Genomic DNA, 26952 nt, shown 5'->3' with positions numbered 1-26952 from the left:
TCACGCGAATTTCGCGACGAATTCCCACGCTGGGCTCGGACTCGCCGCGGCGCAAAGTTTCGGGTACTCTAACTTTTCTATTCGGGTAACTGAAACAAGGAGACGTGATGCTGGAGCGGCCCAAGCAGACGAGCTCGTCGCGCGGGCTATATCTACTGGGGCCCGCATTCGTCGCATCCATCGCCTATGTCGATCCCGGAAACGTCGCGTCGAACGTCAGCGCAGGCGCGAAGTTCGGCTTCCTACTGGTGTGGGTGATCGTCACCGCCAATGCGATGGCGGGATTGGTGCAGTACCTCTCGGCGAAGCTCGGCCTCGTCACCGGGCAGTCACTACCCGAGGCGGTCGGTGACCGCATGTCGCGCCGCACTCGGATCGCCTATTGGATACAGGCCGAATTGGTCGCCATGGCAACGGATCTGGCCGAAGTTGTCGGCGGGGCAATCGCGCTCTATCTCCTGTTCGATCTGCCGCTGCTGATTGGCGGTGTTATCACCGGCGTGGTCTCGATGGTGCTGCTAGCCGTACAGGATCGGCGCGGGCAGCGGACCTTCGAGTACGTGATCTCGGCGCTACTGGCGATCATCGCGGTCGGGTTCCTCGCCAGTGTGGTGGTGCAACCGCCGCCGCTCGCCGAGACCGCCGCGGGTCTCATCCCCCGCTTCCAGGGCGCCGAGAGCCTGCTGTTGGCCACAGCCATGCTGGGCGCAACGGTCATGCCACACGCGGTGTATCTGCACTCTGGCCTGGCCCGAGACCGTCATGGACACCCTGCGGCCGGCGAGCCGCGCCGCAGGCTGCTGCGCATTACCCGCTGGGACGTGAGCCTCGCGATGGTGTTCGCCGGGGCCGTCAACATGGCGATGCTGCTGGTCGCCGCGACAAATCTGCAGGGCCGCGACGGAGTCGACACCATCGAGGGCGCGCATGCCGCGGTTCGCGACAGCCTCGGCCCAACGGTGGCCTTGCTCTTCGCGATTGGCCTACTGGCATCGGGGCTGGCGTCATCCTCGGTGGGCGCCTATGCGGGAGCAATGATCATGCAGGGTCTCTTGCGCCGGTCAATCCCCATCGTGACGCGGCGGCTCGTGACACTGCTGCCCGCCTTGGCAATCCTCGCGACGGGTATCGACCCCACCCGTGCGCTGGTGGTATCCCAGGTGGTGCTGTCCTTCGGCATCCCCTTTGCACTCATCCCCTTGATCCGGCTGACCAGCGACCGTCGGCTGATGGGCGCCGATGTGAACCACCGCATCACGACGGCGCTCGGCTGGATCATCGCCGCGCTCATCTCGGCGCTCAACGTCGTCCTCATCTTCCTTACCCTTGCGAACTAGTTTTCTCTGGGAGTACGCTGTGAGACATGAAACGAATCCTGCCCTCAGCCTTGGCAATTGGAGTCGTTGCTAGTGGTTTGTTCGTTGGAGGTATCGCCTCTGCAGCCCCAGCAAAGGCCGATCCTGACATTTGCGGTTCCGTAGACACCTACCCGCGGGTCACCGTGTGTGCTGACGGTGGCTGGGACCGTGGTTGGGATCGCGGCTGGCGTGGTGGACACGGCAACGGCTGGGGCAAGGGCCACTGGAAGCACGGCGACTGGGACTGACCTAGACGGTCCCCTACCCCTTACCCCGCAGCATCACCGCGGGGCGTAGTACTAGTTCCCCGCGGCGCCTTTAGATGGGGCCGCTGCTGGAGTATCCGTCACCGGAACGCGGCCCGAAACGCCGCGCATAGTCCTCGTGGATATGCGCGTCTTTCTGACGCTTGAGCACATCGACCAGACCCGGATCCAGATCGTGCTGAACCAGCCGGTGTCGGCGCCACACCTTGTTGAGGGCATGCGCCATGATCAGCACCCAGGCGTAGATGGGCACCGTCATTTCAAGATGCACGTAGAGCGAGGCGGGTAGCAGCCAAAACGGCGCGAGGATGAACAGCGGCGGAATCGCACATCGGAAGATGTGCCGCCGCACGGCACCCTTGCCCGCCAGGTCATAGGCAACCCAGTTTTTCATCGAGTCAGGCAGACGTCGCCCGTAGCAGTAGGCGATGTACTGGAGAAGATTCGGACGGTCGGCGGCCATAACTAGATTGTAGACTAATAGTTAGTGCACTAACTAACAGCTAGGATGGTGCGAATGACCGCAGTCTCGCCGGATGTAGACCCCCTAGCCCTGGAACGGCAAGTGTGCTTCGCGCTGGCCGTCACCAACCGCGCAGTGCTCGCGATATACCGACCGCTGCTCGCACCGCTGGGCCTGACACACCCCCAGTATCTGGTGATGCTCGCGCTCTGGGATCACGCCAAGGAGGGCCAAGAACCGGCCCGAGAAGCCCCGTCCGTCAAGGAGATAGCCGCCCTGCTGCAGACAGATTCGGCCACCATCTCCCCCATGCTTAAGCGACTCGAAACGTTGGGGCTCATTACCCGTCCGCGCAGCGCCGTCGACGAGCGCACCACGAACGTCACCCTGACCAAGGATGGCGCCGCGCTGCGTCGGAAGGCGCTCAAGGTTCCGGGCGCCGTGGTGGAGCGCCTGGGTGTCAACCTCCGCGAACTCGAACACCTGCATGAGGTGCTGACCAGGATCAACACCGCCGCAATTGCCGCAGGCGCCTTGGACGCGGAGTAATCCAACCCCGCCTGGTCCAACCGCTTTGTGGCATCTGCCACATTTCCTATACACCGATCGGTCTACATGCTGGAATCGAAGGTAGACCGATCGATGTACCAAGGAGGCCATCATGTGGACAGAATCAATGGTGTTCATCGTTCCGCTGATCGTGATCATCGCAGCGCTCTGGACGGCGAACGGGGAGCACTCGATGAACTACTACGAACGCGATGCGCAGAAAGGCATGTGGCAGCACTAGTTTGCGTCCCCACCCGGCGTCTGTTTGTCTGACGTCATGACCAAGGACGAAGCCGCAGAACTGATCACCGCCCGCCGCGTCGAGAAGAACCTGACATGGCAGCAGATCGCGGAAGCGATTGATTCACCGCTGATTTGGACGATCGCCGCACTATTGGGCCAACATCCGGTCCCCGAGGCCAAGGCCACCAAGGTGGCCGAGCTTCTGGAGCTGGGGCCGCAGGTCATCACGGCACTGCGCGCTCAGCCGTACCGCGGCACGCTGGACGGCGTGGCGCCCTCCGACCCGACGATCTACCGGCTCTACGAGGCGTTGAGCGTCTACGGCCCGGCGATCAAGGAGGCCATCCATGAGGAGTTCGGCGACGGCATCATGAGCGCCATCAACTTCAAGGTCGATATCGCACGTCGTCCGGATCCCGATGGCGACCGGGTAGTGCTCACCTTCGACGGGAAGTTTCTCGACTACCGCTGGTAACCGCTCACAGCAGGCCGCGGATGTTGCGGCCTGTGATGGCACCCCATTTGGTGTCGAGTGCGTTCATGAGCAGCTGCCAGTACGGCGCCCACAGCGTGCGTTGTGCCGTGGCCGGAGGCATCGTCTTGTATGTGGCCGCCTGCTGCGTCCACCGCCACGCCAGTCCCCTGGCGACATCGTCGATGCACCAATAGATGAGCTCGTTCGGGTTGTTCGTGGTCTTCCAGAGGAAACCCTTCTTCGGATCACGCGTGTGGTACCAGAACTGGGCGCCATCAAGCACATACTGCGGCGCGGTGTTGGAGTGACGCTCGCCCTTGGCCAGCTCGGTCGGCACCGGCACCTCGGAGATGGCCACCTCCCCCGCGAGGCGGCTCAGCACCGCGATACGCACGTCGAGCTGCTCGCGGATCCACTCCGAGCTCCCCGGGCTCCCCGGCTCGGCCGATGCCGCTACCGGACCGGTCGCGGGCACGGGAGCCGGCTGCTTATCTGCCTGTCCCTCGGCAGCGTCGGCCGGTTGGTCGGCGGGTGCCTCTCCAGCGACATCGACGAGTACCCCTCCCGCCCAGTCGACCTTGGCGGGATTGAGCACGCCGTCTTCTTCCAGCGACAGATCGACGACATACGCGATATCGACAAGCACCCCGCGGGCTCCGGGTGTCAGGGCGTCTTCGGGGCGTCGGGGGCCCAGCAGCGCCACATGCACCATGAAGAACTCGCCATCGTCGTCCCGGTCGCAATACTCCATCTCGTACCTGGCAGCATTTGATACGTCGAAGCGGTGCTTGACGGGCGGTTCCAGCAGCACGCTGCAGAACTGCACCGGGTGGTTGACATCCCCGTCCAGCATGCCGAGTTCTGTTGCGGTAATGGGTAGTTCGGCGGCCAGGCCAGGTGCGGCATCGTCCGCTGCCGCACGGATCGTGAACATGCGCGCGTCGGGCGGCCAGTCGTCTGGCTCCGGCGCGGCCCCCTGGTGACCGGTGGTATCAACCGTCATGTTCTTAACCGTATGGCAATCCCATACTTCGGGCGACGATGGTGCACCCAGACCTGTTAGTTTTACCCACAGACCGTCCCCGCTGGGGGGAGCACATTGGACGTCAAGGAGAGCACCATCGTGAAGATCAATCTGCCCATTATTGCCGCGGCGGCGGCCGCCGTAGCGGCCACCGGACTAGCCCTGATGCCGACCGCCGGAGCCGATACCGCGCTGGGCCAGCAGGGTCGCCTGACCAACGGCGATGTCGTACAGGCATGGACCATCAGCGACCTCAAGGTCAGCTCGGACCAGCTGCCGTACCAGGCCAAGGGCACTCTGTGGGAAGCCACCGCCACCGACGAGGCGATCGAGGGCAGCGTTATCCCGATTGTCGCCAACTTCAACGCGAAGGCCAAGGACGGGGAGACCTACCGCGTGCTCTACGGGGTGGCCACCGACCAGGGCGTGAACCCGGGGACTCTGTCGCAGGGTGAAAAGACCACCGGCAAGATCTATTTCGATGTGACCGGTGCCGCCCCTGAAACGGTGACCTACACCTCCAGTGACGAGGATCTGCTCACCTGGAAGGCTGCTCCCGCCGCGGCACCGCGTTCGGGTGGTTCGAGCCAGTCACATGGCACCGCCCCCGCACCGGCCACCAGCACCACAGCCACGCCGGCGCCTGCCGCCGTTCCGGCCGGAAGCCAGGGCACCCCGCTGCCCGCCGGAAGCCAGGGCACTCCGGTGGACGGGCAGCAGCCCGCTGCGACTCCCACCCCGACGGTGGCACCGGTGACCGCGACGCCGGCTCCGACACCTGCTACCCCGGCTCCCGGTGCTGAGGGCACCCCCCTGAGCGCCACCGCCACCCCGGCACCCGGCGCCCCGGCACCTGCCGCCGAAGGCACGCCGCTGAACGCCACTGCCACCCCGGCGCCTGCGGCACCCGCAGCTCCCGGGGCCGAGGGCGCTCCGCAGATCGCCAACCCGCCTGCGGCCGGCGTGCCCGCGATTCCCGCCGTTCCGGCGTCCGACAGCGCCCCACACGGACAGCGCTCGGCAGGCAGCCAGGGCACACCCACCGAGGGATAGTTCAGCAGCTCGTCAACGACCGCCGGCCGCATCATGCGGCCGGCGGTTTTTGTTATGAGTGCAAAGACCACCAAGAGAACAGCTGGTCGAGCGTCGGGCCGGTTGCACCCGAACGCGTCTCGCTGAGCAGAAGCCGCTCCTCATCGGTCCAGCCGACCATGGGACGCCCTTGCGCCGAGCCACAGAACACCGTGCCGCTCACCTGATCCGGTGCCGTGTTGCGATGCCACGCCCCCGGCGACTGGATCTTTCCCGGGCACACCACCACAGCGCTGCGCTTCATCAGGCGGCTCAGTCCGGACGCAAGCGCGGACTTGTCGCGCACCAATGAATAGCTGGCCTCGGTTGGCCCGTCCGGATCATCACTAGGGCCGCACTTGATTTGTGCCACTGCCTCATTGGCGGGTTCGACGGCCTTGCACGCCGACGCCGAATATCCCGCCGGGAGCATCGAGATCAAACGACTCTCCGCACCGGAATTCCGGCTGGATACCGGCGTCGACGGGGCAGCGGTGGCGTCCCCGGCGACGTCGTCGGTGCCTCGGCCCATGAATATAGCGACGATACCTCCGACAACCACCACGGCCGCGAGCACCGCGCCGCCAATCATCAACGGCCGCTTGCTTCTTTCGGGCTTCTCTTCCCACGATGAGAAATCGACCGGGCTCGAAGACTTCACGGGTTGTGAGGCCTGCCCAGATGCGGTAGGCGTGGTGTCACCGAAGAGCTCGTGGCTCGGCCACTGCATATACGGCGCGGACGGCGACGTACCGAGGCCGCCCGCATACGAGTCCGTCGATACCGGCTGCTCGATGAACGGAGGCAGATCGAAGTCCTGCTCCGTCGGCGCGAACGGCCCGGAGTCGGAGGTCATCCCGGGAAGTGCGTTGAGGACCGGCAGCGGCGCGGTGTCCGCAGCGTCAGACGAGTCCTCGGCCGCCGATGAGCCCGCTCCGATATCCATCCGCTACCCCCAATGAGTGTGGTCGCCGTATTCCCCGTGTATCAACCGCGTGGTCAATGCACAAAGACTAGTCGGCCCCGCTGCCCACCGGCCGAAAGCACGCATCGTGGGTCTCTCAGTTCCAGCCAAGGCAAGCTCCAGCGCGTGGCGCGCGCTATCGGTCACAGCCGACATGTTGGCACATGCCGTCATTCACTCGCGGCGGATATCGCCAGTCGCTACCGGACTGCCTTGCTCGGCTCCGGCACCAACGCCCGTGCGATAGGCAGGATGTACTGACGGGCGTACCGCTCGGTGTCTTCCCTGGTGGCAAGCTCCCGCCGGGCGCTGGGCGCGAGTATGAGCGAATGCGTCAGGCGCACAAATACTTCCGCGACACCGTAGGAGTCATCGACGAGATCACCGGCACTTCGGCTCACATGGCCGGCCAGGTATGTCGTCGCCATATCCAGGGCTGGGCCCGCCCCACTTGTCAGCACCGGCAGCACCGACTCCGGATCGGTCTCCACCGCTCGATGCATCAGCGGATGTGTGTGCACATACCAATAGATCCCGGTGAAGCCCGCCACGAGCTTGTCTTCGGGGCTGTCCAACGCGGCGATTTCGCGATCTATGGCGGAGAACATCGTCTGCGCCTCCCGCATGAGGACCGCGAGCACGAGCTCGGTCTTGTTGGGCCAGCGACGGTACACCGTCATATGCGATACGCCCGCGCGCCTTGCGATCTCGTCGACTGTCGCACGGCGGATACCGAAGCTGAGCAGGGTCTGCAGCGCGGCCTCCAGGATGCGCTCGCCGGTCGGGTCCGGATCTACAGACACAGCTCAGTCTCTCACGCGCAGGTACTTCCCAACCCGATGTTGTGATGTTACGGTTTACCTCAGTTACTAACATCCACGGAGGCTGCAATGACGCAGGTACTGCCGCACGACACCGATTCCGCCCGCGATTCGGATCCACACCTCCAGGAAGACGGGCTGGCCCTCCTGCGCGCGGACGGGGTTCGCCCCCGCGTCATGGCCGAATTCCGCAAGCACCTCGGCAGTCCCCTGGTCGGCGTCTTCGGCGGTGTGCTGTTCGACGAGGTGGCCGTGATACCGATAGCCGCGTCCGTCGACCGTACGGGCCGATTCCGCCAGAACTTCACCGACCGCGGCATCCGCAGCGGGCTGAGCGCTCTGACCCTGATTAGCGGCAATCGACAACAGCGCGCCGACACCGCACGGTGGCTCAAGGAGCAGCACCGCGCAGTGCGGGGCACCGGCGTCGGCGAGTACGAGGGGGTCCGTTACAGCGCATTAGATCCGGAGCTATGGATATGGATAGCGGCCAGCGCCATGAACGCCATCCTGGAGTCATTCCCGCACTGCACGGGTTATGCGATGACTCCCGTGGAGAAGGAGGCCGCGTACCAGTATCAGCGGCATCTGCTCATTGACCTCGAATTGCCGAGCGCCAATGGCAAGCTCCCGGCGACGTATGCCACCTTTGTCGACTACTACGACGACATGGTGGAAAACAAATCGCAGTCCAACGGCTTTCTCCGCGAACAGTTCACCGGTTTGATGCGACTGCCGCTGCCGACGCTGCTGCTCCCCGGCGCGCTACGCCCAGCCCTGATGCCGCTCTGGTTCGCGATTCGCCCCATTGCTGGCCGCATGATTCAAGTGTGCTCGGCTAAGGCCATGCATCCGGCGCTGCGCCAGATGATCGGATTCGAGCTCAAATCTCACCACAACGTCGAGTTCGCGCTGTATACGCGACTGTTGCAGTTGGTATGGCGGGTGACGCCCGACCGGTTGCTGGTAGAACCCGTGCTGTACAACAACATTCGCATCGACACGGCGCGCTCACAGCTCGACGGTTCGCCTGCGGCACAGCGCAAATTCGACAAACTTGAGCGGTCGTTGACACGGCGAAACGAGCAGCTGGCGGACTTTTACCACAGCCATCGCCTTGACACCTTCGCCGCTCCGGAACGCCCCACTGGAACCTGCCCGTTCGGCTGAGGGTCGTCGACACCGCGGCCCCATAGACTCCTGCGCTGCTCCCCAGTCCTCGGGTCCGGGCCTCGATCGCATTTTCCGGACCGCCGTGCGGCCGTGTTGGTGTGCGGTGTTAACGCCGCCAGTCGTCGTCCCGGTGATTACCGCGATCGTCTCGGTGGTTGCCGCGATCGTCCCGGTGGTCACCGCGGTCATCATGACGGTCACCGTCCCGCCAATCCCGCTGACGGCCGTCGCGCCCCCAGCCGTTTCGATCCCAGCCGTCACGGTCTCGGCCGTCACGGTCAAAACCGTTACGATCCCAACCGCTATCGCGCCAGTTGTCATCGTGACATTCGCGGTCAAACCAGTTGAAGCCCCAGAACGGGTTCCAGAACTCGCCAGGGCACCAGTGATAGCTCGGCGCCGGGATGGCCGGGGCAGGGGCTGCGTTAGCGGAGGCCGCAAGACCCAAACCGCTAGCAGCAATCGCTGCTGATGCTGCAATACCTACGAGAATCTTCACAATCAGACATCGAATCAAAGAACACAATCGTTACGTGCGCTAAACACCGACTTGAGACAGGTCTGACACACGATCGTGCCCAAACTAGGCGGAAGCCCAGAGCGCACCACTACAAATACCTTGTTAGACATACCTTTTTCGCACTCGGGGATCGGTTGGTCGACGCGGGTCCGGCCAAGTGCGCCAGAACGCGTCACCCCAGATCTGAGAATGCGGGGCGGGACTCGGCTCGCTTTCGCTCGATCAGCAGCATGACGAGGCACAAGCCAGAGGGGATAAGCTCGCCGAGGAGGTCGCCGCTGGCGATCGGATTGATCCGCCAGTGGGATGCGCCTACACGCGCGAGGCCAGGCCCATCCCAACGAGGGCAAGCTAACTCGGATGACTGCGTGTACGGGAGGTACCCGATCCTGCGATCAGTGCATTATCTAGCGGCGAGGCAGTCTTCGTCCAAAACACTCATGTTCATCACTGCCCTGGCGATCACATCATGACCGCCGGGCCTCGCGGCCTATCGCAGGTCGCCCCTACCCAGACGGCCGATCACACACCAGCGGCCACAGCCAAGACAACGCCGCGCAAATGGATGGCGGTCGCCACAGTAGGAGTGGCGGTATTCGCCGTCACCACAACGGAAATGACACCGATGGGGCTGCTGCCCTCCATCGCGGGCGACCTGCACGTCTCCGAAGGTCAGGCCGGGCTCAGCGTCACCCTGTACGGCGTCCTCGCCGGGCTCCTGGCCCCCGCCACCACTGTTCTCACCGGCCGCATCGATCGCCGGACACTACTTCTCACGATCCTGGCAGTGTTCGCCGTCGGCAATGCGCTGTCCGCCGCCTCTCACAACTACGCCCTGTTCATGGTCTCGCGGTTCACCTGCGGCCTGATCCACGGACTCATGTGGGCCATCGTCGCCGGCGTGGCGATCCGCCTCGTCGCCGATCGCGATGCAGTGCGAGCCACCGCGGTCGTCTTCTCCGGGATCTCCCTGGCGCTTGTACTCGGCGTCCCCTGCAGCGCATTTCTGGGCAGCATCCTGGGATGGCGCTGGGCATTCGCGCTCCTGTCGGCACTGTGCGCCCTCACGTTCGTTCTCGTACGTTTACTGCTTCCAGCCCTCCCGTCTCAACGATCCTTTGCCTTCTCCGACCTCGTGCCATTGTTGAAGTCCAAGTCCGTTCGCAGAGCGCTGATCGTCACCGCCGGCGTCGTCATCGGCAACTACAGCGCCTATACCTACATCGCCCCGTTTCTGAGCGGAGCACGCGGGATCAATGACGGGCTGATCGGAGCACTCCTGCTGTCCTACGGCATCGCCGGCGTCGCCGGAAACTTCGCATCAGCCGCACTGCTCAACAGGTTTCGCACGATTCGGCCCGTCCTGGCGGGGCTCACCGTGGTAATGACCGCCGGCGTACTGCTGATGATGATCCCCACATATTCGCTTTTAGTGATAGCGCTCGGGATGGCCGTATGGGGAGCGGCCTATTCGGCATTGCCCGTCGCGCTGCAAACCCTCGTGCTACGGGTCAGCGACAAGCGGAGCGGCGAAGCAACGACATCTCTCTACGTCCTGGTGTTCAACTGCGCAATCGCCGTCGGCGCCCTGTTCGGCGGAATCGCCATTGATGGCGGCGGCCCCCGTATGCCCATGCTGGCTGGCGCGATGTTCTGTGCGGCAAGCCTCGTCGCAATCTGCGTCATCAGGGAGGCCACCGAAACCGTTCGGCCTGAGAGGTTTATCCCTCAAGACGGGTGATGCCGCCGCGCAACTGGCGCGCAACCACCGGCGACAGCAACACTTCTGAGCTGTGGGCGCTCGAGGTCGTAGAAGTGGCAGCCGACGGCATTAACGGCTCGATGACAGTCACTAGCTGGAGTTGACGGCGTCGAGGTGTTCGTCTCGGTCGGTGTGTTCCGGCGTACGACCACAGCCCACCAGTCCGGCAGCAACCGCGACCACAGCGGTCAACCAGGACACGCCTTCCCAGTGCCCAAGGACGTCGATAACACTGCGCTGAGTCTGGATCGTGTTGATCAAGCTAGCGACCGACAGCGGAACGAGAGTCAACGTGATGTACGCGAGTGCGGAGTAGCGCGCATGGAATCGGCGCGCAATGGTCGCGATGACGACCGTAAGGATCATGAAAGCGACGATCACCGCGATTCGGCCACCGGGGAATCCGACAAGGGTCATTGATTTTTCCAGCACGTGAAATGGGCCCTCGCTCAACATCAACTCGGGTCTCCACCATGCGAAGACCCCATAAAGGCCGATGCTCATAAGACACGCAAAAGCGGCAAGTGGTCTTGTAAAACTCCGATATTCACGCAAGCGGGGCGTATCGAGTGGAATCGCCGCGGGTAGCAGTACAAAGGGCAAGCGGAACTGCGAGAGAGCGATAGCGCCGACAGCGGCCAACCAACGTTGCATGCGCCCGTTGGCCGTTGCAAGCGCTGACACCGCGGCGACGCAAACTCCGAATGTGACGAAGTCGTTTCCATTGGCATATGCCAGCCAGAATCCGGGGGTAATTGCCAGCAAGACAACGAAGTTGGCTGCACTCTTAAATCCGTGTACCAGATACACGACCACTACGGCACAGGTGAACAGCATGGCCATCGTTGCCGGATACCCGATGAAGACCGTAGGCGCATGAGTCACCAACCATCCCGGACCGCAGCTCATGGGGTTGTGACTCCACATTAGATCGCGGTCGTACGGCCATGATCGATGAAGGAGTCGTCCTACACCCACGGTGATGCAGTCGCCCTGATCGGTGCCGCGCCCCTGGCTATGGAGGTGGCTGAGAAGGCGGGATTGCACGACAACTGCGGTCAGCCACACCGCCGCCAGGATCGGGACCACCAAGAAGTGCGACACCTTCAGAAACTTCTTGTACAGCAACGGCATCAGGCAGCTGACGCCACAGAAAACGTAAATGATGCCGAGGCGCACGGGAACGATTTCCCCGATGAGCGGCGCCTTGCCCACCACCGCTAGCCCGGTGAAAATTGCTGACGCAACGTAAAGCCAGCCGGATGAGACGGCCAGCGGCTCTGGCGAATGCAAAGATCTGTCGCAGCGTGAAATGAATCTGCCTGCCGCAGCGAGCTTCCCATGTTTCATGGGCGACGATTGCGATTTCATTGCGTTTCCCTCCCCGAGGGCTGGCTGTGTGCCTTGACCCCAGCAGTAGACACGGGAATGTGGTTAGACAGCTTCGGGCAGCCTAGCGGTCCGCAAAACAGGCGGTCCCCTGCGCACCACCGACAACGCCACTCGACTCACTGCCAACCACGTCCGAAGCATCCCCGCCGACCCGCTAGAGTTTTAGACACCTATTCACACAGGTCCCCCGCCCTCGGGGACCGGATGAAAACCTCATTGATGCAGGTGACGTCCCACTAGATTCGAAGCTCTGGAACGCGGGAGAGCTGATTTCGGAACGCGTGGCAAGGTGACGGGGCCCGCACGGCGCTGCAGCAGATGCGAACGCGCGTTTATGCCGCATCTCCCTAAATACCGGCGCTGTCGGTTGTGGTGGCCATACTTATCGTGAGGCCCGGAACGCACCAGGACCTCTGGATAGCGACAACTAGAGTGGGGCATCGAGAGTGACCAGATCGACACGCATCCGGCGGTTCCTTGTACCACTAAGTATCGATGCACTGGCGGTTCTTGCTGGCGGGTACGCAATCAACAAGCTGACTGGAGATAAGCCATCGCTGTGGTGGTGGGCGTTAGCGGCAGGCTCCGCTGCTGCCTTGGTGGCTTCCGGTGCCTGGAAGTTGTGGATCGAAAGGCATCACTCCAAGCCGGTTGAGTCTGACCAAGCCGATACGGCAAGTAGAGGGGTCGACGGCGGTAATTCGAACAACGCCGTGTCGTCAGCGCAAAGCGGTGACACCTCAATCACTAACAGCGGAGTGTCGATATCTGCGACGAAAGACTCGTTCGCCGCATGGAATGTGAACGGGATAGTCAATGTAGGCGGCTCTTCCCAACCGGAGGATGTTGAGAGCCATTCGTGCTCGGACGAAGACCGATAAAAGATGAGCACCGGCGCAGATAGCGGAACCCGGAGCAATCCCGGGGCTCAAATAGAGATCAAGGCGGACAACAACTCCACCGCCATCGGTAGAGTGGGGCAACTCAATATCGCGGATGCCGGCGCAGTTGCGATAGGCGGCGTGGGCAGCCTGAATGTCTTTCTGCCACAGACGCCGAAGGCCACAACGTCAGTTCTGCCGATTGTGGCGCTGCAGTCTGCCACTGCAACATTCGTCGGCCGCCAGGAGCAGCTGGCGGCTCTGTCAGGTTTCCTCCTCGATGAGCCCACTCTTGGTGGACCCTCGGTCGCAGTCGTCGTTGGTGCGCCCGGCGTTGGGAAAACAGCACTTGTGCGGCAGGTGGCACTTAGTTCTATCGATCAAAACCCTTTCCATGAAGCTCTTTTCGCAGATATGCATGGATACGACGATGCGGCAGCGGACCACGTTCAACCTGCGGAGATGTACGGGCCTTTGCTTCAAGCGTTGGGGCTTTCTGGCCAGCAGATACCCGAATCGGTGACGGAACGTGCGAAGTTGTATCACGAGGTTCTCGACGGTCGTGCAGCTGCCGGACAAGCAGTCCTGATCTGGTTAGACAATGTCAGTGACCGCTCGCAGATCGAGGGGCTGATCCCCACCAGTCCGCAGCATCGGACGGTGGTGACTACCCGTGATACCTTCCCACACAAGAGGAATCGCCTCTCCGTCGAACTCGATGTACTTCCGATCCGGGACGCGGTGGATCTCCTGAAGCAAGAGATCCAGATAGATGGCGATACGCGCGTCGAGTCGGATGGCGAAGCCAGCGAGCGATTGGCGGAACTGTGCGACCGTCTACCGTTGGCGCTACAGATCATTGCCTCATTAATTGTCGATGAACCATCGCGGCCGATACGCGAATTTGAATCAGAACTCCGAGCCGAAGAGCATCGTTTGGACTCACTACATTACGATGATCAACTTTCTGTGCGAGCCGCACTTGCATTGTCGTATAAGCGATTACCAGACAATTTGCAGCGACTATTCAGATTGTTGTCGCAGGTTCCTGGAGGGGATGTCGGCATCGATGCTGCCCGTTGGCTGGTTGATGCGGATGTGGCGGCCGTTCGTCCGCAGCTGATGGCCTTGGTACGTTCGCATCTTGTACAGCAACATGTTGCGAATCGATGGAGCATGCATGACCTCGTGCGAATCTTCGCCACCGAAATGGCCTCGCGAGATCCAGAAGACGCGAACCGTGCGCTCAAGAACGTGGTTGAACGCTATGGCGTTGGCATTGTTGCGGCGTTTGAATGGCTCACCGCTGTGGCTTCGGAGACTACTCGCAAGGTTTTCGAAACCCCCACTCACGCCGCAAAATGGTTCGAAGCTGAACGAGCAACGGCAATTTCGATCATCACCACCATCGCCGAACGTGATGGCTACCAGGGCATTTCCCTGGAGTTCGGCGTTGTCCTTGGCGATCTACTGAGAAGGCAGGCTCACTGGCGTGACGACTTCTACAGCGTCGCTGCTACCACAGCATCCATCGCGACCCGCGTTCCGCCTCAGCTCATCGCGGCGAGTGCGCTGAGCAACTTCGGCACGTCGCTTCGCATGCAACGCAAGTACCAAGAATGTCAAAAGGTCCTCGAGGAAGCTGTCGCGATGTACGAGTCGCTCGGCGACTTTGATCGAGCAAGCGGAGCACGAAGCAACATTGGCAACCTGCTCCAGGAACAAGGTCAATTGGACGTGGCGATTGCAATCTATCGCAAAGACTTGCAGCAGTGCCCGCCTGAGACGCACCCATACCCCGCAGCAGGCACTCTAACCAACCTTGGTGCGGTTCTCACCCTGGCCGGTCGACCAGGCGAGGGAGTCACGGAGCTCCTGAAAGCTGTTGTCCTGTGCCGCAAGCTTGATGATCGTTCAGGTTTAGCGACGGCTCTACGCAACCTCGGTGCCGCCTACATTGCGTTATCGGAGAGTGCTCGTGACGCCAGGATCGCCGTGAAGGCAGTTACCGCATTGACCGAAGCTCGAAAAATCAGCAACTCACTGCTGGATGCGAAGGGTTGCGCGGATGCTGCGAACAATCTTGCTGTCGCTCTCTGCTCACTGCGAGAGTTCGAGCGGGGCATCGCTCTTTTCGATGAGGCGTTGAAGTACTTCGATCAGACTGGTCAAGTCGATCAGGCCAATCGAACACGGTGGCACCAGAGTCAAGCGCGGCAAGCCGCCGGCATTCATTGAACTGATGTCGTGCCACCCACGTGGATCTTGTCCGACCCTCCGTCCTCGGGCAGCGCCGCACCCGCGGCACCGCATCGTGGAGATAGCGTCAGTCCCCGGCAGTCCCCAGATAAACGTTTACCGTTGTGGCGGTACATCCAAAAGACCCCAGCTCCACTGCACATCTCGGCCGACACACTCAACAAACTCGTTGGCTCCCTTAACCGTCACCCCGCAGCCCTAGCGCGACGACGCTCGTGTCGGCACGAACCTCTGAGTCACCGCGGTGCAGTACATACCGCGGTGACTCAGAGCGGTGATCGCTCATGCTCCGAGACAATGCCTCGGAGCCATTCTTCCAGCGGACGGATGGCACGGGGCGCGGATGTGCGTTTGCTCAAGTGTTCCCTGAGTAGCGCCGACGGCAGATGCGGTTTCGCCTTGCCGGTCTTTCTGTTCGTGGAGTTCCAGCCCTTAGAACCAAGCCAAGAAGTCATTTCCTCCTTGCCCTGGACACCTTCTGCGAAACGTGTCGCGGTCGCGCTGTCGAGCTGATTCACACCGCCTGGACCGAGCTTCTCGGCAAGGCGCTTCTGCCCGACGGTGTCGAGCAGAAGGCCCTCTAAATCAGATGCAAGCACGAACACGTCCCAGGCACTCAGCTTGGCGTTCAGCTCTTCCTGATGCTCTAGCGCCGCCGTCCGGTTGGACACGTGCCTGTCTGCCAGGACGCACAGCCGTGAGAGCTCGCCTTGCGACGGCTGAGAATCCTTCGCCTTCAGGATCCCCAGCAACTTGCGCTTGCCGTCGCCAGCTTTGTGCATCCCGTCCTTGTCGGTGATGCAGTAGGCCCGCACTCCGAAGAGCTGTGCGAGCCGGAGCAGACGCGGGATGTTGTCGATGCTCGACGCTTCAATCACGGTGATGCCGATGGCGTAGTGCCCGCCCGCCCCGCCTGTGATCCTCTCCAGTAGGTAGTCGATGAGCAGTTTGTCACCGTGCCCCTCGACGAGGATCACTGCGTTCGCGAATACCAATTCGCTGTTGGTCGCGTCGCAGTCTCTCGACAGTCGCCCTTCTTCGGCTTCCGACAGTTCTTGTCGCCTCGCCTGGTAGTTCGTTCCGGACGGGCTCAGTGGCAGTCGGACGATGCGGCGGACGGAGAAGGAGTCCACGAGGACCGGGCTGTGGGTCGTCACGAGGAGTTGTGCGTCGCTGGAGATGTCCCGGAGGATTTTCGCCATCGCACGCTGAGTCTGTGGATGGAGGAACGCCTCGGGCTCCTCGATCACGAACACGACTTTGCCTGCCGTCTGGTTACTCCGAGAGGCGACGTACCTGAGGATGCCGAGCACCATCGCGGACTGGAACCCCGTGCCGCGCTCAGCGATGGAGATCTCGATCTCGCCCTTGCTCGTGATGACGGCTTCGTTGAGCATTCCGCGCAGTGCGTGCCGGGAGTCTGGCAGCTTGATGCCGAGATCGCGCTCTCGGAACGGCAATTCGGAGGCGACTGCCTCGATCGACTCGCTCAGCACTCTGTGTACGAGTTCTTCGACCGGAGCGATCGCATTCTCGAATTCCTTCTGCAGCTGCGTCTTCCGCGAACCGCCCGAGCGGACCAGGACGCCTTCGAGGGTCTCGTGCAGACGAAGCAACGACTGGTCGTTCTCGCCTCGGTCTGTTTCGCTCACACGGACAGATGGGATCTTGACGAAGCTGAAGGTTTCTAGCACCCGTTGATAGATGTCGCTGGCGCGTGATGAATTGCGGCTCGTGTGGTAGCTGATCGTCCCGCCGCGAGTGCAAGAGATCTTGACCCAGAAGGTTCCGCTCCTCCTCACCACCGTGTCGGAAAAGGCCTCCATTTCCTCCGGGGTCAGACCAGCGAACTGCACCTGAATGCTCGACATCATGCGCGGGCCGCCCTGAATGTAGTAATCGTGTAAGGGTTTCAGCCGCTGGAGATCCGCTCTTGACGGGTCCGCGAAGAACGCCTCAAGCACACGGAGAAGTGAGGACTTGCCGGCGTTGTTCGGACCTGCGATGAGCTGCAGCTGGGGGTCGACTTCGATACTCAGCCTCTCAAACCCCAGGAACCGCTCGACGTCCACACGATCGATATGCACGCCGCTCAACCTACTTGCGGGGCGGCACGAACAGTGTCGTGTTCTCTCAATCCGTTCCGGGACTCGTCCGGCCACCCGTGTTACTAACGTGGCCAACAAAAGGAGCTGTCTCCGGGCTCAGCGGCTTTGTGTACGTGTCGTGATGCCGTATCCGAGACGGAGCGTCTCCCGAGACCTAACCACGTCACCAGGCGGTATCTCATCGGGTAAACCCGCCACACCGGCTGCGAATTCAGTGGACACCTACATATCGGCGTGCAAACCTCAAATCAAGAGGGAATCGCACGAACTCGACGGGGCCGTGCCACATCACACATCAGCAGGGGCGGAAATGATTGGAAAAAACCACAGCGACGATGGCGTGAGCAATATGGACGCGATCTTGCCGTTCCTACCGCCCGAGATCCGCCGCCGCCACGAAGGTTTCATCGAATACGTGAAAAAGGTGTGGGCGGCCAGGGCACGCGGCCAGCAGCCGCCACCCATGCCGCCCGGTCTGCCGCTCCAGCACGGCGAACTCCTCGAAGCCCTCGCCGCACTGACACCCGAATGCGATCAACTCCTCAAAGCCCTGTCCCCTCGGGCCGCGATCCCCCTGGACATCGACCCCCGCATCCGCGGTGCGCTCACCACAACAGGGTTCCTCAACCGCGCCCGATGGGTACTGGCAGTCACCGCCACCGGGGACTCACTCGACCCGGCCCTGATCAACGACTACTACACCCGCGCAGCCCACTGGTGGCCGCTCAAATGGCTGGCCGACGTGTACCGTCCCGACGACACCGACGATCCCGACCTGGCGCTCGCGGTCGACGCCATGCCCGGCCGCTTGTTCATGGCGCGCACCAGCTCCATGGCCATCCGCTACCACTGGGCGTGCCGGAAAATCGCGACTCAAATTCTGCGCGAGATCCACGCCGACCCCGAATTCGCCTCCAGGCTCCGTGAATTCACGTACGGAAGCCTCGACCGGATCTTCGCGACCGTCTGCCGGTATCGCGACGGCGACCCGCCGATCGACCCCGTCGACAGCGGCATCGAGCTGGCCGAGCTGATGGCACAGGGCGAGGGCTCCCTCAAATACCTCTCGTTTGAGCAGGCCGCTGAGGATTACCAGATGGAGACCAAGCCGTTCGTGCGCTACGACGACGGCCTGCTGCCCTGCCCCGCGGGGCAGATCCTGTTCGCGCTGGAGCGTCCCCTGCTCGCCGCCGTCGAAACCCTCCTGAAACGACGCAAGGACGAGAACCCACCGGCCAAGAAAGTCGCCGGCAAGCTCACCAAGGGCGAGCTCTACGAACGGGCCGTGCATGCCCTCATTACCGAAGCCATCGGCCACGAATGCCGGCCGATTCCCCACGGGCACAAGATCAAGGTCAAGCCTGGCGAAGATCCGACCGACGTCGATATCGCCCTGATCGGCAACACCGTCCAACTGCTCGGTGAGGCCAAGGCATACGAGACACCCAACCCCGGCAGCAGCGCAGCCAGCACCTACGAGGAAGAACTCAAGAAGGTCTACGAGCAGCTCCATCTGCGGCTGACCGCCTTGGACAACGGCGTCCCGCTCGTCGGGAACGACGACACCGAATACCACGGCACCAACGCATTGGGTCTCGGTGTGGTTCTGCACGCCTACAACAGCTCCCTGGGTGACCCCCGGATGCTCAAACGCGTGACAGGGCAAGCGGATACCACACGAATCGCAGTGGCCGACCTTCACGCCTGGCTGCTCGTCCTGCACGGCCTCGACGGAATCGATGACCTCCGCCGATATCTGGAATTCCGGGAAGAATTCCGCAAGATAGAGGCTTTTAGCATGGAGGAATGCGATATTGCGCTGCCCTACTTCAACTCCGACCTCGGCTTCCGCGACAGAAGACTAGCCGACATTAAACAGCAATACGCCCAACGTAAACCAGACGAAGTAACAATCGTTGGAGTGCTGACCTGGCAAGTGGAAACCGAGGTTGCGCTCGACACGAAAGCGCCGAAAGACCGGCGACTCTGGCGCCGCAAAATGTTCCGCGACTGCTACTAATCACGGATGTCAACACCAATCATGTTGGCCTAAACGGGCTCTTGTGTGACCAGGAAAGTGCAGCAGGCTCGCCTCCACGAGTTCACATGATGGAGCACCTCAGCGCTTCTGGGCGGGCCGGTCTCGATAGCCTCCGTAGTACAGATCGACACCGAACTTGTTCCGCATGATCCAGTCGTGAATCTTGATGTCCTCGCCACTGGCCTGACCGGGCAAGAAGCTAGGCGCCCACCGGTCGATGAGCGGCAGCGTGCCGAGTTCGGTGGGTGTGCGCGCAACGACAAAGGACGTTGCGCCGAAACTCATTGCGAACAGGAATGAGTCGGCGGCCAACTCGGGCCGAAATTTAGTCACCACGTAGTGATATCCGCTGTCGAGCAGCGATCGGGCGTTGTCACACCAGTACACCGAAACCGACGAGTCGGTCTCGCGGCCTTCTACGAAGTCAAACAGTTCTTGCCGGATTGACACGTTCGATACCGCCGAGAGCATAATCGCTGTCTTCACAGCCCAGCGCGAGACCAGGATTCGGTGAGCGGGGTCGGTGAGCATCTTGGTGTCGTAAAGCTCAGCGATTGGATCCTCAAGTTCGGCACCGAATGTCTTATTGCACGGTTCGCAAAGAATTTTTGCCGTCACCGGGGTTACCGCGAGGCGATCGGCGAGCCATTTCGGGGTGCAATGTTCGATAGTCAGTGACGTGGCGGCGGCGCAGTGCATGCACGTGGATCGGGTGGCGCCGCGAGGAAATTGTTCGCGGTCACGGGTTGCATATCCGACATAGGTGTGGTCGTCGCCGGAATCGTCGCCGCCCACGAACACGCTTTCATAGAAGGGGTTCACTCTCTCCCAGTCTTTCGATTTCTCGCGGATACCGGCGTTGACCGTGCCGCGATGCGCGGCCAGGGCGGGCCTGCTAATCCCGCTACCCTCCTGGACGATAGTTCCGAAATAGCAGGTCTGGTCGCCATGTCGGATCTCGATGCCGAGAGTCTCAGTGAGCCTCAGAAAGTAGACGACTCTGGAGTCCAGTTTCAGTCCGCGCATCACAGTGCGCCGGGGTGTTCCGTGCATAGTGATGGTGAGTTTCTTGCCACTCAGCGAGAAGTTGCAGGATGTACTGACCTTGCGGTGTAGCGGAAATTCGAAGCTGTCATGTTTGAAGTTGGCCGGGATTCGATGGGCGCCCAGCGCCTTACCGAAAGCATCTGCCGCAATGGCGCTTTCGGCGTGGTAGATGGCGAACGGCGTGGCGAACGAGGCCTTCTCAGGGATGATGCTGACAACTGTGCTGAGATCGTCGCCCTTGTCCGTCACAGTGGCGTCAAACACGTAGACTCCCTGAGTCAGCACGGCCCGGTTGATCTGTGTACTGCGCAGCCCGATCGAATGCTTCCGCTGACGTGCTATGTCCTCCTGGGTCGGCTCGCGTCTTTCCATATGGTCGATTCTGCTTCAGCCGGGTGACAGGGCACGACCCCCACCGCCGTCGCCTATTCCACACCTTCTGGCAGCGCACATTATCGGTACCGGTTTGCGCGATGGGGCGCAGATCCCAGCACAAGAAGTCTCCGGCGGTGATGACCAGTTCGATCCGGTGGCGCAGTTCCTTCATCACTTCAAGGCTGCGTATCACGGCAGCATCCGGGTCTCTGCATACACGTCACATTCGATCAACACTACCGGTCTGTTGCTTCGAGATCAGCGGCCAGCTAGAAAAGCTTCTGCCCCATATTGGACCCCAACGGTGAGCCGGAAGAATTTTCTTGAATATATTGACGGTGAATATCGAGCGACAGCGCTTCGGGATATACATAGTTATTATCAAGCTGGTGCTGCACTCGAAGCCATTCTCGCATCACTTCCTTATGTTCCTTGGGCACGATAATTGCCGCGCACTTGTTTGATTCGATCGGATGCGTCCTGCTCATCAAAGGGCCATTCACTCGATGCTCTCGATAGTAAGATTCGATCGAGTCCGTGTGATTTTCGATGACTATAGCCATTGTCGAATTATTGTTGCTTTCAATAACATTGGAGAAAAAGAATACGCCGCGTTGAATATGCTGCCGGGCTGTGAGGTACGGTGCATGAAACAGATTTACCTGGTTGTTAGACACGCCTCCGAAAGCGGTTTCTGGTGTTGCGCGGGTGAAAGCACGGACATATGCGGCGTTGTACGGCTGATAGCGGTAACAGATCAATACTCCGTCGTCATCATATGCGGAGGTGTCGAAACAAATCATTGCGAGGGCGGTGAGGAAATCTGAGGAAAAATCGAGAAGGGCTGTTGCCGCCCCTTGGTGCTGAAGATATGCCAATAGCTGCATATCACCCAGGGCGGGAACCATATGCGGGAACAATCCGATTGCACGTGCTCCTGCCACTAAGTCGCTGGACAACCAAGCAACAGAGTCATTAGACAAGTCCCCTTGATGCCTTACCCGTATTCGTCGATGTAAACCGGGTGCCATCTGCCAGGCGCGAGATTGTCCCCGCCAGTATGTTCTGGGGTGGTAGCTATCCCAAGCCCCCTCCTCGTACCGAAGGGCGAGCGAACTGATGACATCGATCCAATGGGCAAACGCATCCCCTCTACGAAGAGGCCCCGGATCGATGTATGTGAGGTCGGCAGGAACCATCATTAGTGAATCGGCCATGATGAAATCATATAAGTGATAGTAGATATCTGTCCACGGGTAGCAGATGAATAGTATTCAGCTACGAAAAATCAGCTACTGACATCTTGCGTAGTAGCTCTTGCATTGTTGTACTCCGCTTCACACCTAACGCCTCAAACGTGACACTCCTCTGGGCCACCCGAGTTTCAGTATGGTCGTAGAGCACCGGAATATAGTCCCATTTCGATCCCCCTATGACGACAACCGTGTATGGGCAATATGACAAGACCTGATCTTCCAACCAGCCGACCGTATCTGTCAGTCTGGCAATGACAAAAAGGCGCTCCTGATCATCAGAACCCGGAAGTTGATCATGAAGTTCTCGCCGTAATTCGGATTTCTTTGAAAGGGTCTCAACAGTATCGGGATGGCCGATGGGATAGAATTGCGGAGTCAAGATACCCATCAAATTCTGAGACTCATCCCACCGATCTTCGTCTGCGTCGCCCTTCTAATGACGTACGGCATACATCGCTTTGCCATCAATAATCACCCGAGCCTCATGATGAACGCACCATTTCCTGAAACCATACCGAACGAGCTTTTCAACGACCCGATCGAATATGTCGTCCAAATCTTCGCTAGGTGACTTCTTCTCGTCAACACCTTGGGGCGAGTAGACACTAACAATCGGATTGTCCACCAACTGATCGTTGTTGAATGTCATCTCGGCAACAGCCACGATATGCGCCGAACCCAGTTTGCGTCCTGCCATCTCCTTGGCAGTGGGGGTCACCTTGGCAACTTTCCGTTTATCTCTTCGTGCAGCCGACGACTCTTCGCTGTTTTCCTGCGCCGGCAGATCGACTCTGGCGCTAGCGGCGGCAGCCGACCTTATGAGATCAAGCGAAACCTCAAGCGCCGCTGAGTACGGGGCATGCCGATCGGGCGGTAAGGAGACTTTGCCTCGCTCCCAATTCGAGACAGCGGTCTGGGGAGCACCGAGACGCCGCGCGAGCTGGCGCTGGCTCAGGCCTGCGCGTATGCGGACGTTCAACCAGCAATCCGCACCGCGCCAATTTCGTAGCTGCCGACGGAAAAGTCGCTCCCTCACCAGTTTCCGAGAAAACAGCACACAAATGGCGAGGACAAGGCCGTCACCTCAACGCCGACCGCCACACCCAAGGCGGCGACCCCGAACCGGTATTCGGTGCCAAGTTCTGGCTCGCCGCCGTCCGTGCCGATGACCGACGCAACGACCAAATCATTCTCGACATCCGGCACATCGCCAAATGCGATGGCGGCGAAGCCGCAATCGCCACCGCAGCCCTGGAAATTTTATCCACTAAAACCACTGGGCTGCACGGAGTCTGCTACGACGGCGCGCTCCGAGGAATACACCTAAACCGACTCATCAAACGCGGCCTCACCGTATTCTGCCCCGCCCACCGCGGCACCAAAGCCACTCCCACAGCCACCGTCGTCTGCAGTTGCGGTGACACCCATGAACTGTGGACAAAACGCGGCGAAATCTGCGAACACCACATCCTCGACACCAGCGAAACCACCGACATCCCCAGCCCCGTGGCCAAAAGATTCTTTCGCCGCAACGCCGACGGCACCTTCCGTGAGTACATCGAGATCGCTCTAGCCTGCGGCACCGTCCACACCCAACGCATGGACATCACCGACGAAGACGCCAAACGCCACTACAACCGCACCGAGCACCTGCGCCAATACGTCAAAAACGGCGCAGACGGCATCTACCGCCGGTGCTACGGCTGGAGAGAAGACGCCGAATCGATCAACAACCTCATCCAGCAGACCCTGCACAACCGACGCATGATCGCTTACTCGGCGGCTCGCCAGTATCTGGTCATGCTCGGGTTCGCTATCGGTCGCAACAGCCTGGCTCGATGGCTACGTCAACAACAAACCTCATCCGACACTTAACCGGGCCGACAATCCATCGTCTCGCTGTCCCACTCACCGCTCTAACCCCCTCGGGCCGCTAAGCTGTCTCCGGGCGCCCTCTCCCCTGTAGGGTGCGCAAAACGATCAGCGGACTACACAAAATCAACCGACGAACGCCCAAACCGATATCGTCATGGGTTTTCATCCACGATTCCATCCGGTCCCCCGCCCTCGTAGCTCAGGGGATAGAGCACGGCTCTCCTAAAGCCGGTGTCGCAGGTTCGAATCCTGCCGAGGGCACAACACGCCTGTATCGCCTCAGGCAGCACCTGGCGGTCAGACCCTCCTGGGCCGCTCGATAGCGGCAGGTTCACCGTCGACATATGGTGACAACTAGCCATGCCAAGCAATCGGAAATCCGTAGCCGGACTAAGCGGCTCTCCCGGCCAGTACCGATTCATCACGCGTGCCCTCGGTCGCCGGAGCCTGAAGCATCTGAAGGTAGCCATTGGATTGCTGTGCATGTCGATGCTGGCCCTGGGAACCATCGTCGAGATGCATCCGCTGGGGCCTCAGGGCACGGGGCGGATGATCCACGAATTGCTGACAGCATCGTCGTTCCTGGTCGGTGTGTGCTGGATCGTCCGCCCGTGGCCGAGCCGCCGAATGGCGATCGTCTTCGTCGTGTGGGCGGACCTTGCGATGGCGATCTCGCCCTGGACCTACGCCGGAGCCACGATGCGGTTGTCCGCGGCCATGTACATGGGACTGATCGGCGTATTCGCCGCGTTCCTGCTTGGGTGGCGCATATTGGCCGCACACTGTGTCTTCGCTTCCGCGGTGTTCGCGTCCATCACCGTCTGGAACATCCACACCGGTGCGGCGACGTTCCTCGATCAGTTCTTCTATAACGCGGCCGCGCTTACCACCATGGTCCTCCTGCCGATTCTTATCCAGGCCGTGATCGAAGCAGCCTGGAGATCGGCACGGGCCACCGCTTCCGCCGCGAATCGCGATCCACTGACCGGTCTGCTGAACCGGAGGGGCGTGCTGACCGCCATCGAGCTGGCAGTGCGCGCACGGAAAGCCCCCGTGCTCGTTTCTGTAGCGGTCATCGATATCGACTATTTCAAGGACCTCAACGACACCTACGGTCATGAGGCCGGGGATGCGACATTGAGGACCACCGCAGAAATGTTGTCCACAAACATCCGCGACGGTGATATCGCTGCGCGGATTGGCGGAGACGAGTTCATGGTCGTCGCGCTGGTTGACCGCGCCGAGGACATCGACGGCATCATCCAGCGGATCCGCCACGCACAGCCTGCAACCGATTCACCGAATGTGTCTATCAGCATCGGAGTCGCCTGGTCGTCCACCGATACGGCGGACTTCAACTTCGAATCCCTCACCCGACAAGCGGATTTCAGGTTGTACGAGGCAAAGCGTGCCCGCTCATCTCGCGCCGGCAGCCTGACATAACAGCGACCGTACTCAGTACGCGCCCTCGCTGCGCACCACCGCGCCGACCGTCCGCGAAATGATCCGTATATCCAGGCCCATGGACCAGTTGTCGACGTAGGAGATGTCGTGGCGAATCGACTCGTCGACCGAGAGGTCATTGCGGCCGCTGACCTGCCATTGCCCCGTGACACCGGGCTTGACCAGGAGCCGCCGCCGCATGGTGTCGTCGTAGGCGTCCACCTCCCGCTGCACCTGCGGTCGCGGACCGACGACGCTCATATCCCCGAACAGCACATTGAAGAACTGGGGCAGCTCGTCGAGGCTGTACTTCCGGATGAACGCCCCCACCGGGGTGATCCGCGCATCTTCTTTCGCCTTGAAGAAGACGGGAGTGCTCCCCGCCGAGTCGATCATCGCTGCCGTTTCACGGTCGGCGCCCGTGAACATGCTGCGGAACTTGATCATCCGAAAAGGCATCCCGTTCAAGCCGATTCGCTCGGATATGTAGAACACCGGTCCAGCGCTGGAGAGCTTGATGGCGATCGCGATCGCGATCATCACCGGCGCGGTGGCCAAGATGGCGGCCGCCGCGAACGCCATGTCGAACGCCTCCTTGGACATCGATCGTGCGCGACGATGACCCGGGGCCAGCATCTCCAACATGTGGACCCGCTCAAGGCCCCGATCGTCAGTCGTCATGGCGGATTCGTCGACATCTCCCGGCGAGACGGCCAGCTCGATACCCAGGTCCCCGAGATCGGAGGCCAGGCCAGGAAGCTGTTTACGCCGCAGATCATTCGCCATTGCCACGGCGACGATCTGCGCCGATGTCCGCTGCGCGGCCTCGACCACGTTCCGATCGTCACCGACGACCGGAACGTGATGATCGCCTACCTCGATCGCCGGTACGTCGAACCGTGCGACGGCGGGCGGGGTGCACGCACCAACCACTTCGAACCCACTGTCCCGATGACGATGGAACGCAGCAGCCATCTCGCGGACGGCATCGTGATCACCCGCCAACAGCACGGAGGTGCGACTCTCCGAACCCCACATGCGGCGCAGCAGATGGCGGGCTACGAGAATTCCGAACAGACCCAGCGGTATCTCGATGAGAACCTGCCAAATGTCGATCAGCTCGATGCGCGAGATCAGATACGTGAGCAGCACGATCGTGAACAGCTGGAAGGTAACGCTGGATACCGTCTGCCATTCGTGCAGGACGGTACGGAGCGCCTTACCTGGGCCAACAGTGTGCAACGCCAGCGCGCCAAACCACACTGCGGCGATCACGACATCTGTCGCCACATACCAACCACCCAGGTCCTGCCTACCGGACAGGAAGTGATGCGCAAGCTTGTATGAGACGAACGACGTGAGCGCGATCGCCACCAAGTCAGCGACCGGGGCCCATCGTCGATGCAGGTAGAACAGCCCGCCGGGGCGTGCCCCCACCGTCTCGTGAATTCTGTCGTTGAAGACGCTCTTGATAACCATAAGTGCACTTCACCTGTTCGTTCATATCGGTCATTCGTATGGACGACTTCGGCAATAGAAACCCGACTATTTACGTGCTTACGTTTCCATAGCGATTCACATCGTGC

24 protein-coding genes, 1 tRNA gene and 2 pseudogenes are annotated in these 26952 nt (G+C 61.1%); 14 read left to right on the top strand and 13 right to left on the bottom strand.

Annotated elements, in window-relative coordinates; translation table 11 throughout:
* Positions 1 to 107: 107 nt before the first annotated feature.
* Positions 108 to 1337 (top strand): Nramp family divalent metal transporter, encoded by a 1230-nt coding sequence (locus MLB1_RS18010; RefSeq protein ID WP_180751195.1) that lies wholly within the window; start codon positions 108 to 110, stop codon positions 1335 to 1337.
* 77 nt (positions 1338 to 1414) lie between these two features.
* Positions 1415 to 1606 carry a hypothetical protein gene (locus tag MLB1_RS18005; protein WP_255486019.1) on the top strand — a complete coding sequence of 64 codons (192 nt, stop codon included), beginning with the start codon at positions 1415 to 1417 and terminating at the stop codon, positions 1604 to 1606.
* A 70-nt stretch (positions 1607 to 1676) separates the two neighbouring features.
* Here the strand turns inward: MLB1_RS18005 and MLB1_RS18000 are convergent, their stop codons facing one another.
* The gene (locus tag MLB1_RS18000) at positions 1677 to 2087 is read right to left on the bottom strand and encodes a DUF5313 domain-containing protein (RefSeq protein WP_180751193.1); all 411 of its coding nucleotides are present in this window, start codon (positions 2085 to 2087) and stop codon (positions 1677 to 1679) included.
* 54 nt (positions 2088 to 2141) lie between these two features.
* Between MLB1_RS18000 and MLB1_RS17995 the strand changes: the two genes are divergently transcribed.
* From MLB1_RS17995 to MLB1_RS17980, 5 genes and pseudogenes are all read left to right on the top strand, one after another.
* The gene (locus tag MLB1_RS17995; protein ID WP_180751192.1) at positions 2142 to 2636 is read left to right on the top strand and encodes a MarR family transcriptional regulator; all 495 of its coding nucleotides are present in this window, start codon (positions 2142 to 2144) and stop codon (positions 2634 to 2636) included.
* A gap of 112 nt (positions 2637 to 2748) precedes the next feature.
* Positions 2749 to 2877, top strand: coding sequence for a hypothetical protein (locus tag MLB1_RS24145; protein WP_255485999.1), 129 nt, complete (start codon positions 2749 to 2751; stop codon positions 2875 to 2877).
* A 36-nt stretch (positions 2878 to 2913) separates the two neighbouring features.
* The gene (gene cynS / locus MLB1_RS17990; RefSeq protein ID WP_180751191.1) at positions 2914 to 3354 is read left to right on the top strand and encodes a cyanase; all 441 of its coding nucleotides are present in this window, start codon (positions 2914 to 2916) and stop codon (positions 3352 to 3354) included.
* Positions 3309 to 3548 (top strand): annotated as a pseudogene (locus MLB1_RS24305) (hypothetical protein); the annotation flags it as partial. The gene cynS and the pseudogene MLB1_RS24305, both read left to right, overlap by 46 nt.
* A gap of 929 nt (positions 3549 to 4477) precedes the next feature.
* The gene (locus tag MLB1_RS17980) at positions 4478 to 5431 is read left to right on the top strand and encodes an MPT63 family protein (protein WP_180751189.1); all 954 of its coding nucleotides are present in this window, start codon (positions 4478 to 4480) and stop codon (positions 5429 to 5431) included.
* A gap of 52 nt (positions 5432 to 5483) precedes the next feature.
* Here MLB1_RS17980 and MLB1_RS17975 read toward each other — a convergent pair whose 3' ends face one another.
* Both MLB1_RS17975 and MLB1_RS17970 read right to left on the bottom strand, forming a co-directional pair.
* Entirely contained in the window at positions 5484 to 6395 is a 912-nt protein-coding gene (locus MLB1_RS17975) for a hypothetical protein (RefSeq protein ID WP_180751188.1), read from the bottom strand.
* 218 nt (positions 6396 to 6613) lie between these two features.
* Positions 6614 to 7216, bottom strand: a complete 603-nt coding sequence (locus MLB1_RS17970) for a TetR/AcrR family transcriptional regulator (RefSeq protein ID WP_180751187.1) — start codon at positions 7214 to 7216, stop codon at positions 6614 to 6616.
* Positions 7217 to 7303: 87 nt separating this feature from the next.
* On the opposite strand from MLB1_RS17970, the gene MLB1_RS17965 reads away from it, so the two are divergent.
* Positions 7304 to 8404 (top strand): oxygenase MpaB family protein, encoded by a 1101-nt coding sequence (locus MLB1_RS17965; RefSeq protein ID WP_180751186.1) that lies wholly within the window; start codon positions 7304 to 7306, stop codon positions 8402 to 8404.
* Between the two features lie 109 nt (positions 8405 to 8513).
* Here the strand turns inward: MLB1_RS17965 and MLB1_RS17960 are convergent, their stop codons facing one another.
* Positions 8514 to 8906: a hypothetical protein gene (locus tag MLB1_RS17960; RefSeq protein WP_180751185.1), complete on the bottom strand. Its 393-nt coding sequence runs from the start codon at positions 8904 to 8906 to the stop codon at positions 8514 to 8516.
* A 490-nt stretch (positions 8907 to 9396) separates the two neighbouring features.
* On the opposite strand from MLB1_RS17960, the gene MLB1_RS17955 reads away from it, so the two are divergent.
* A complete protein-coding gene (locus MLB1_RS17955; protein ID WP_180751184.1) occupies positions 9397 to 10668 on the top strand; it encodes an MFS transporter in 1272 nt (423 codons plus the stop codon).
* A gap of 111 nt (positions 10669 to 10779) precedes the next feature.
* Here MLB1_RS17955 and MLB1_RS17950 read toward each other — a convergent pair whose 3' ends face one another.
* Positions 10780 to 12060, bottom strand: coding sequence for a hypothetical protein (locus MLB1_RS17950; protein ID WP_180751183.1), 1281 nt, complete (start codon positions 12058 to 12060; stop codon positions 10780 to 10782).
* A 905-nt stretch (positions 12061 to 12965) separates the two neighbouring features.
* Between MLB1_RS17950 and MLB1_RS17945 the strand changes: the two genes are divergently transcribed.
* Entirely contained in the window at positions 12966 to 15200 is a 2235-nt protein-coding gene (locus tag MLB1_RS17945; RefSeq protein ID WP_180751182.1) for a tetratricopeptide repeat protein, read from the top strand.
* A gap of 287 nt (positions 15201 to 15487) precedes the next feature.
* On the opposite strand, the gene MLB1_RS17940 is transcribed toward MLB1_RS17945, so the two are convergent.
* Entirely contained in the window at positions 15488 to 17293 is a 1806-nt protein-coding gene (locus tag MLB1_RS17940; protein WP_371750648.1) for an ATP-dependent endonuclease, read from the bottom strand.
* Between the two features lie 376 nt (positions 17294 to 17669).
* Here MLB1_RS17940 and MLB1_RS17935 point away from each other — a divergent pair, with 376 nt between their 5' ends.
* Positions 17670 to 19349 carry a hypothetical protein gene (locus MLB1_RS17935; protein ID WP_180751180.1) on the top strand — a complete coding sequence of 560 codons (1680 nt, stop codon included), beginning with the start codon at positions 17670 to 17672 and terminating at the stop codon, positions 19347 to 19349.
* A 99-nt stretch (positions 19350 to 19448) separates the two neighbouring features.
* On the opposite strand, the gene MLB1_RS17930 is transcribed toward MLB1_RS17935, so the two are convergent.
* The 6 genes and pseudogenes from MLB1_RS17930 to MLB1_RS17910 all read right to left on the bottom strand — a co-directional run bounded on the left by MLB1_RS17930 (position 19449) and on the right by MLB1_RS17910 (position 23254).
* The gene (locus MLB1_RS17930) at positions 19449 to 20789 is read right to left on the bottom strand and encodes a hypothetical protein (RefSeq protein WP_180751179.1); all 1341 of its coding nucleotides are present in this window, start codon (positions 20787 to 20789) and stop codon (positions 19449 to 19451) included.
* Positions 20790 to 21061: 272 nt separating this feature from the next.
* Positions 21062 to 22009: an FRG domain-containing protein gene (locus MLB1_RS17925; RefSeq protein ID WP_180751178.1), complete on the bottom strand. Its 948-nt coding sequence runs from the start codon at positions 22007 to 22009 to the stop codon at positions 21062 to 21064.
* Positions 22010 to 22070: 61 nt separating this feature from the next.
* On the bottom strand, positions 22071 to 22436 hold the full coding sequence (locus MLB1_RS17920) for a hypothetical protein (protein WP_219603244.1): 366 nt from the start codon (positions 22434 to 22436) through the stop codon (positions 22071 to 22073).
* Between the two features lie 45 nt (positions 22437 to 22481).
* Positions 22482 to 22766 (bottom strand): hypothetical protein, encoded by a 285-nt coding sequence (locus tag MLB1_RS24140; protein ID WP_255485997.1) that lies wholly within the window; start codon positions 22764 to 22766, stop codon positions 22482 to 22484.
* A gap of 114 nt (positions 22767 to 22880) precedes the next feature.
* A pseudogene (locus tag MLB1_RS24300) lies at positions 22881 to 23084 on the bottom strand (helix-turn-helix domain-containing protein); the annotation flags it as partial.
* Positions 23081 to 23254 (bottom strand): hypothetical protein, encoded by a 174-nt coding sequence (locus MLB1_RS17910; RefSeq protein ID WP_180751175.1) that lies wholly within the window; start codon positions 23252 to 23254, stop codon positions 23081 to 23083. The gene MLB1_RS17910 and the pseudogene MLB1_RS24300, both read right to left, overlap by 4 nt.
* A 300-nt stretch (positions 23255 to 23554) precedes the next feature.
* On the opposite strand from MLB1_RS17910, the gene MLB1_RS24135 reads away from it, so the two are divergent.
* The 3 genes from MLB1_RS24135 (at position 23555) to MLB1_RS17895 (ending at position 25366) form a co-directional block, all read left to right on the top strand.
* Positions 23555 to 23923, top strand: a complete 369-nt coding sequence (locus MLB1_RS24135; RefSeq protein ID WP_255485996.1) for a hypothetical protein — start codon at positions 23555 to 23557, stop codon at positions 23921 to 23923.
* Positions 23924 to 24111: 188 nt separating this feature from the next.
* A tRNA-Arg gene (locus MLB1_RS17900) sits at positions 24112 to 24184 on the top strand.
* A gap of 99 nt (positions 24185 to 24283) precedes the next feature.
* A complete protein-coding gene (locus tag MLB1_RS17895) occupies positions 24284 to 25366 on the top strand; it encodes a GGDEF domain-containing protein (protein ID WP_180751174.1) in 1083 nt (360 codons plus the stop codon).
* 12 nt (positions 25367 to 25378) lie between these two features.
* Here the strand turns inward: MLB1_RS17895 and MLB1_RS17890 are convergent, their stop codons facing one another.
* On the bottom strand, positions 25379 to 26845 hold the full coding sequence (locus MLB1_RS17890) for a sugar transferase (protein WP_180751173.1): 1467 nt from the start codon (positions 26843 to 26845) through the stop codon (positions 25379 to 25381).
* Positions 26846 to 26952 lie beyond the last annotated feature (107 nt).

The organism is Mycobacteroides sp. LB1, from assembly GCF_013449725.1.
In the GTDB taxonomy this organism is placed as follows: domain Bacteria; phylum Actinomycetota; class Actinomycetes; order Mycobacteriales; family Mycobacteriaceae; genus Mycobacterium.
The sequence above is the reverse complement of the archived record's forward strand: the minus strand, read 5'-3'. Positions and strand labels throughout refer to the sequence as shown.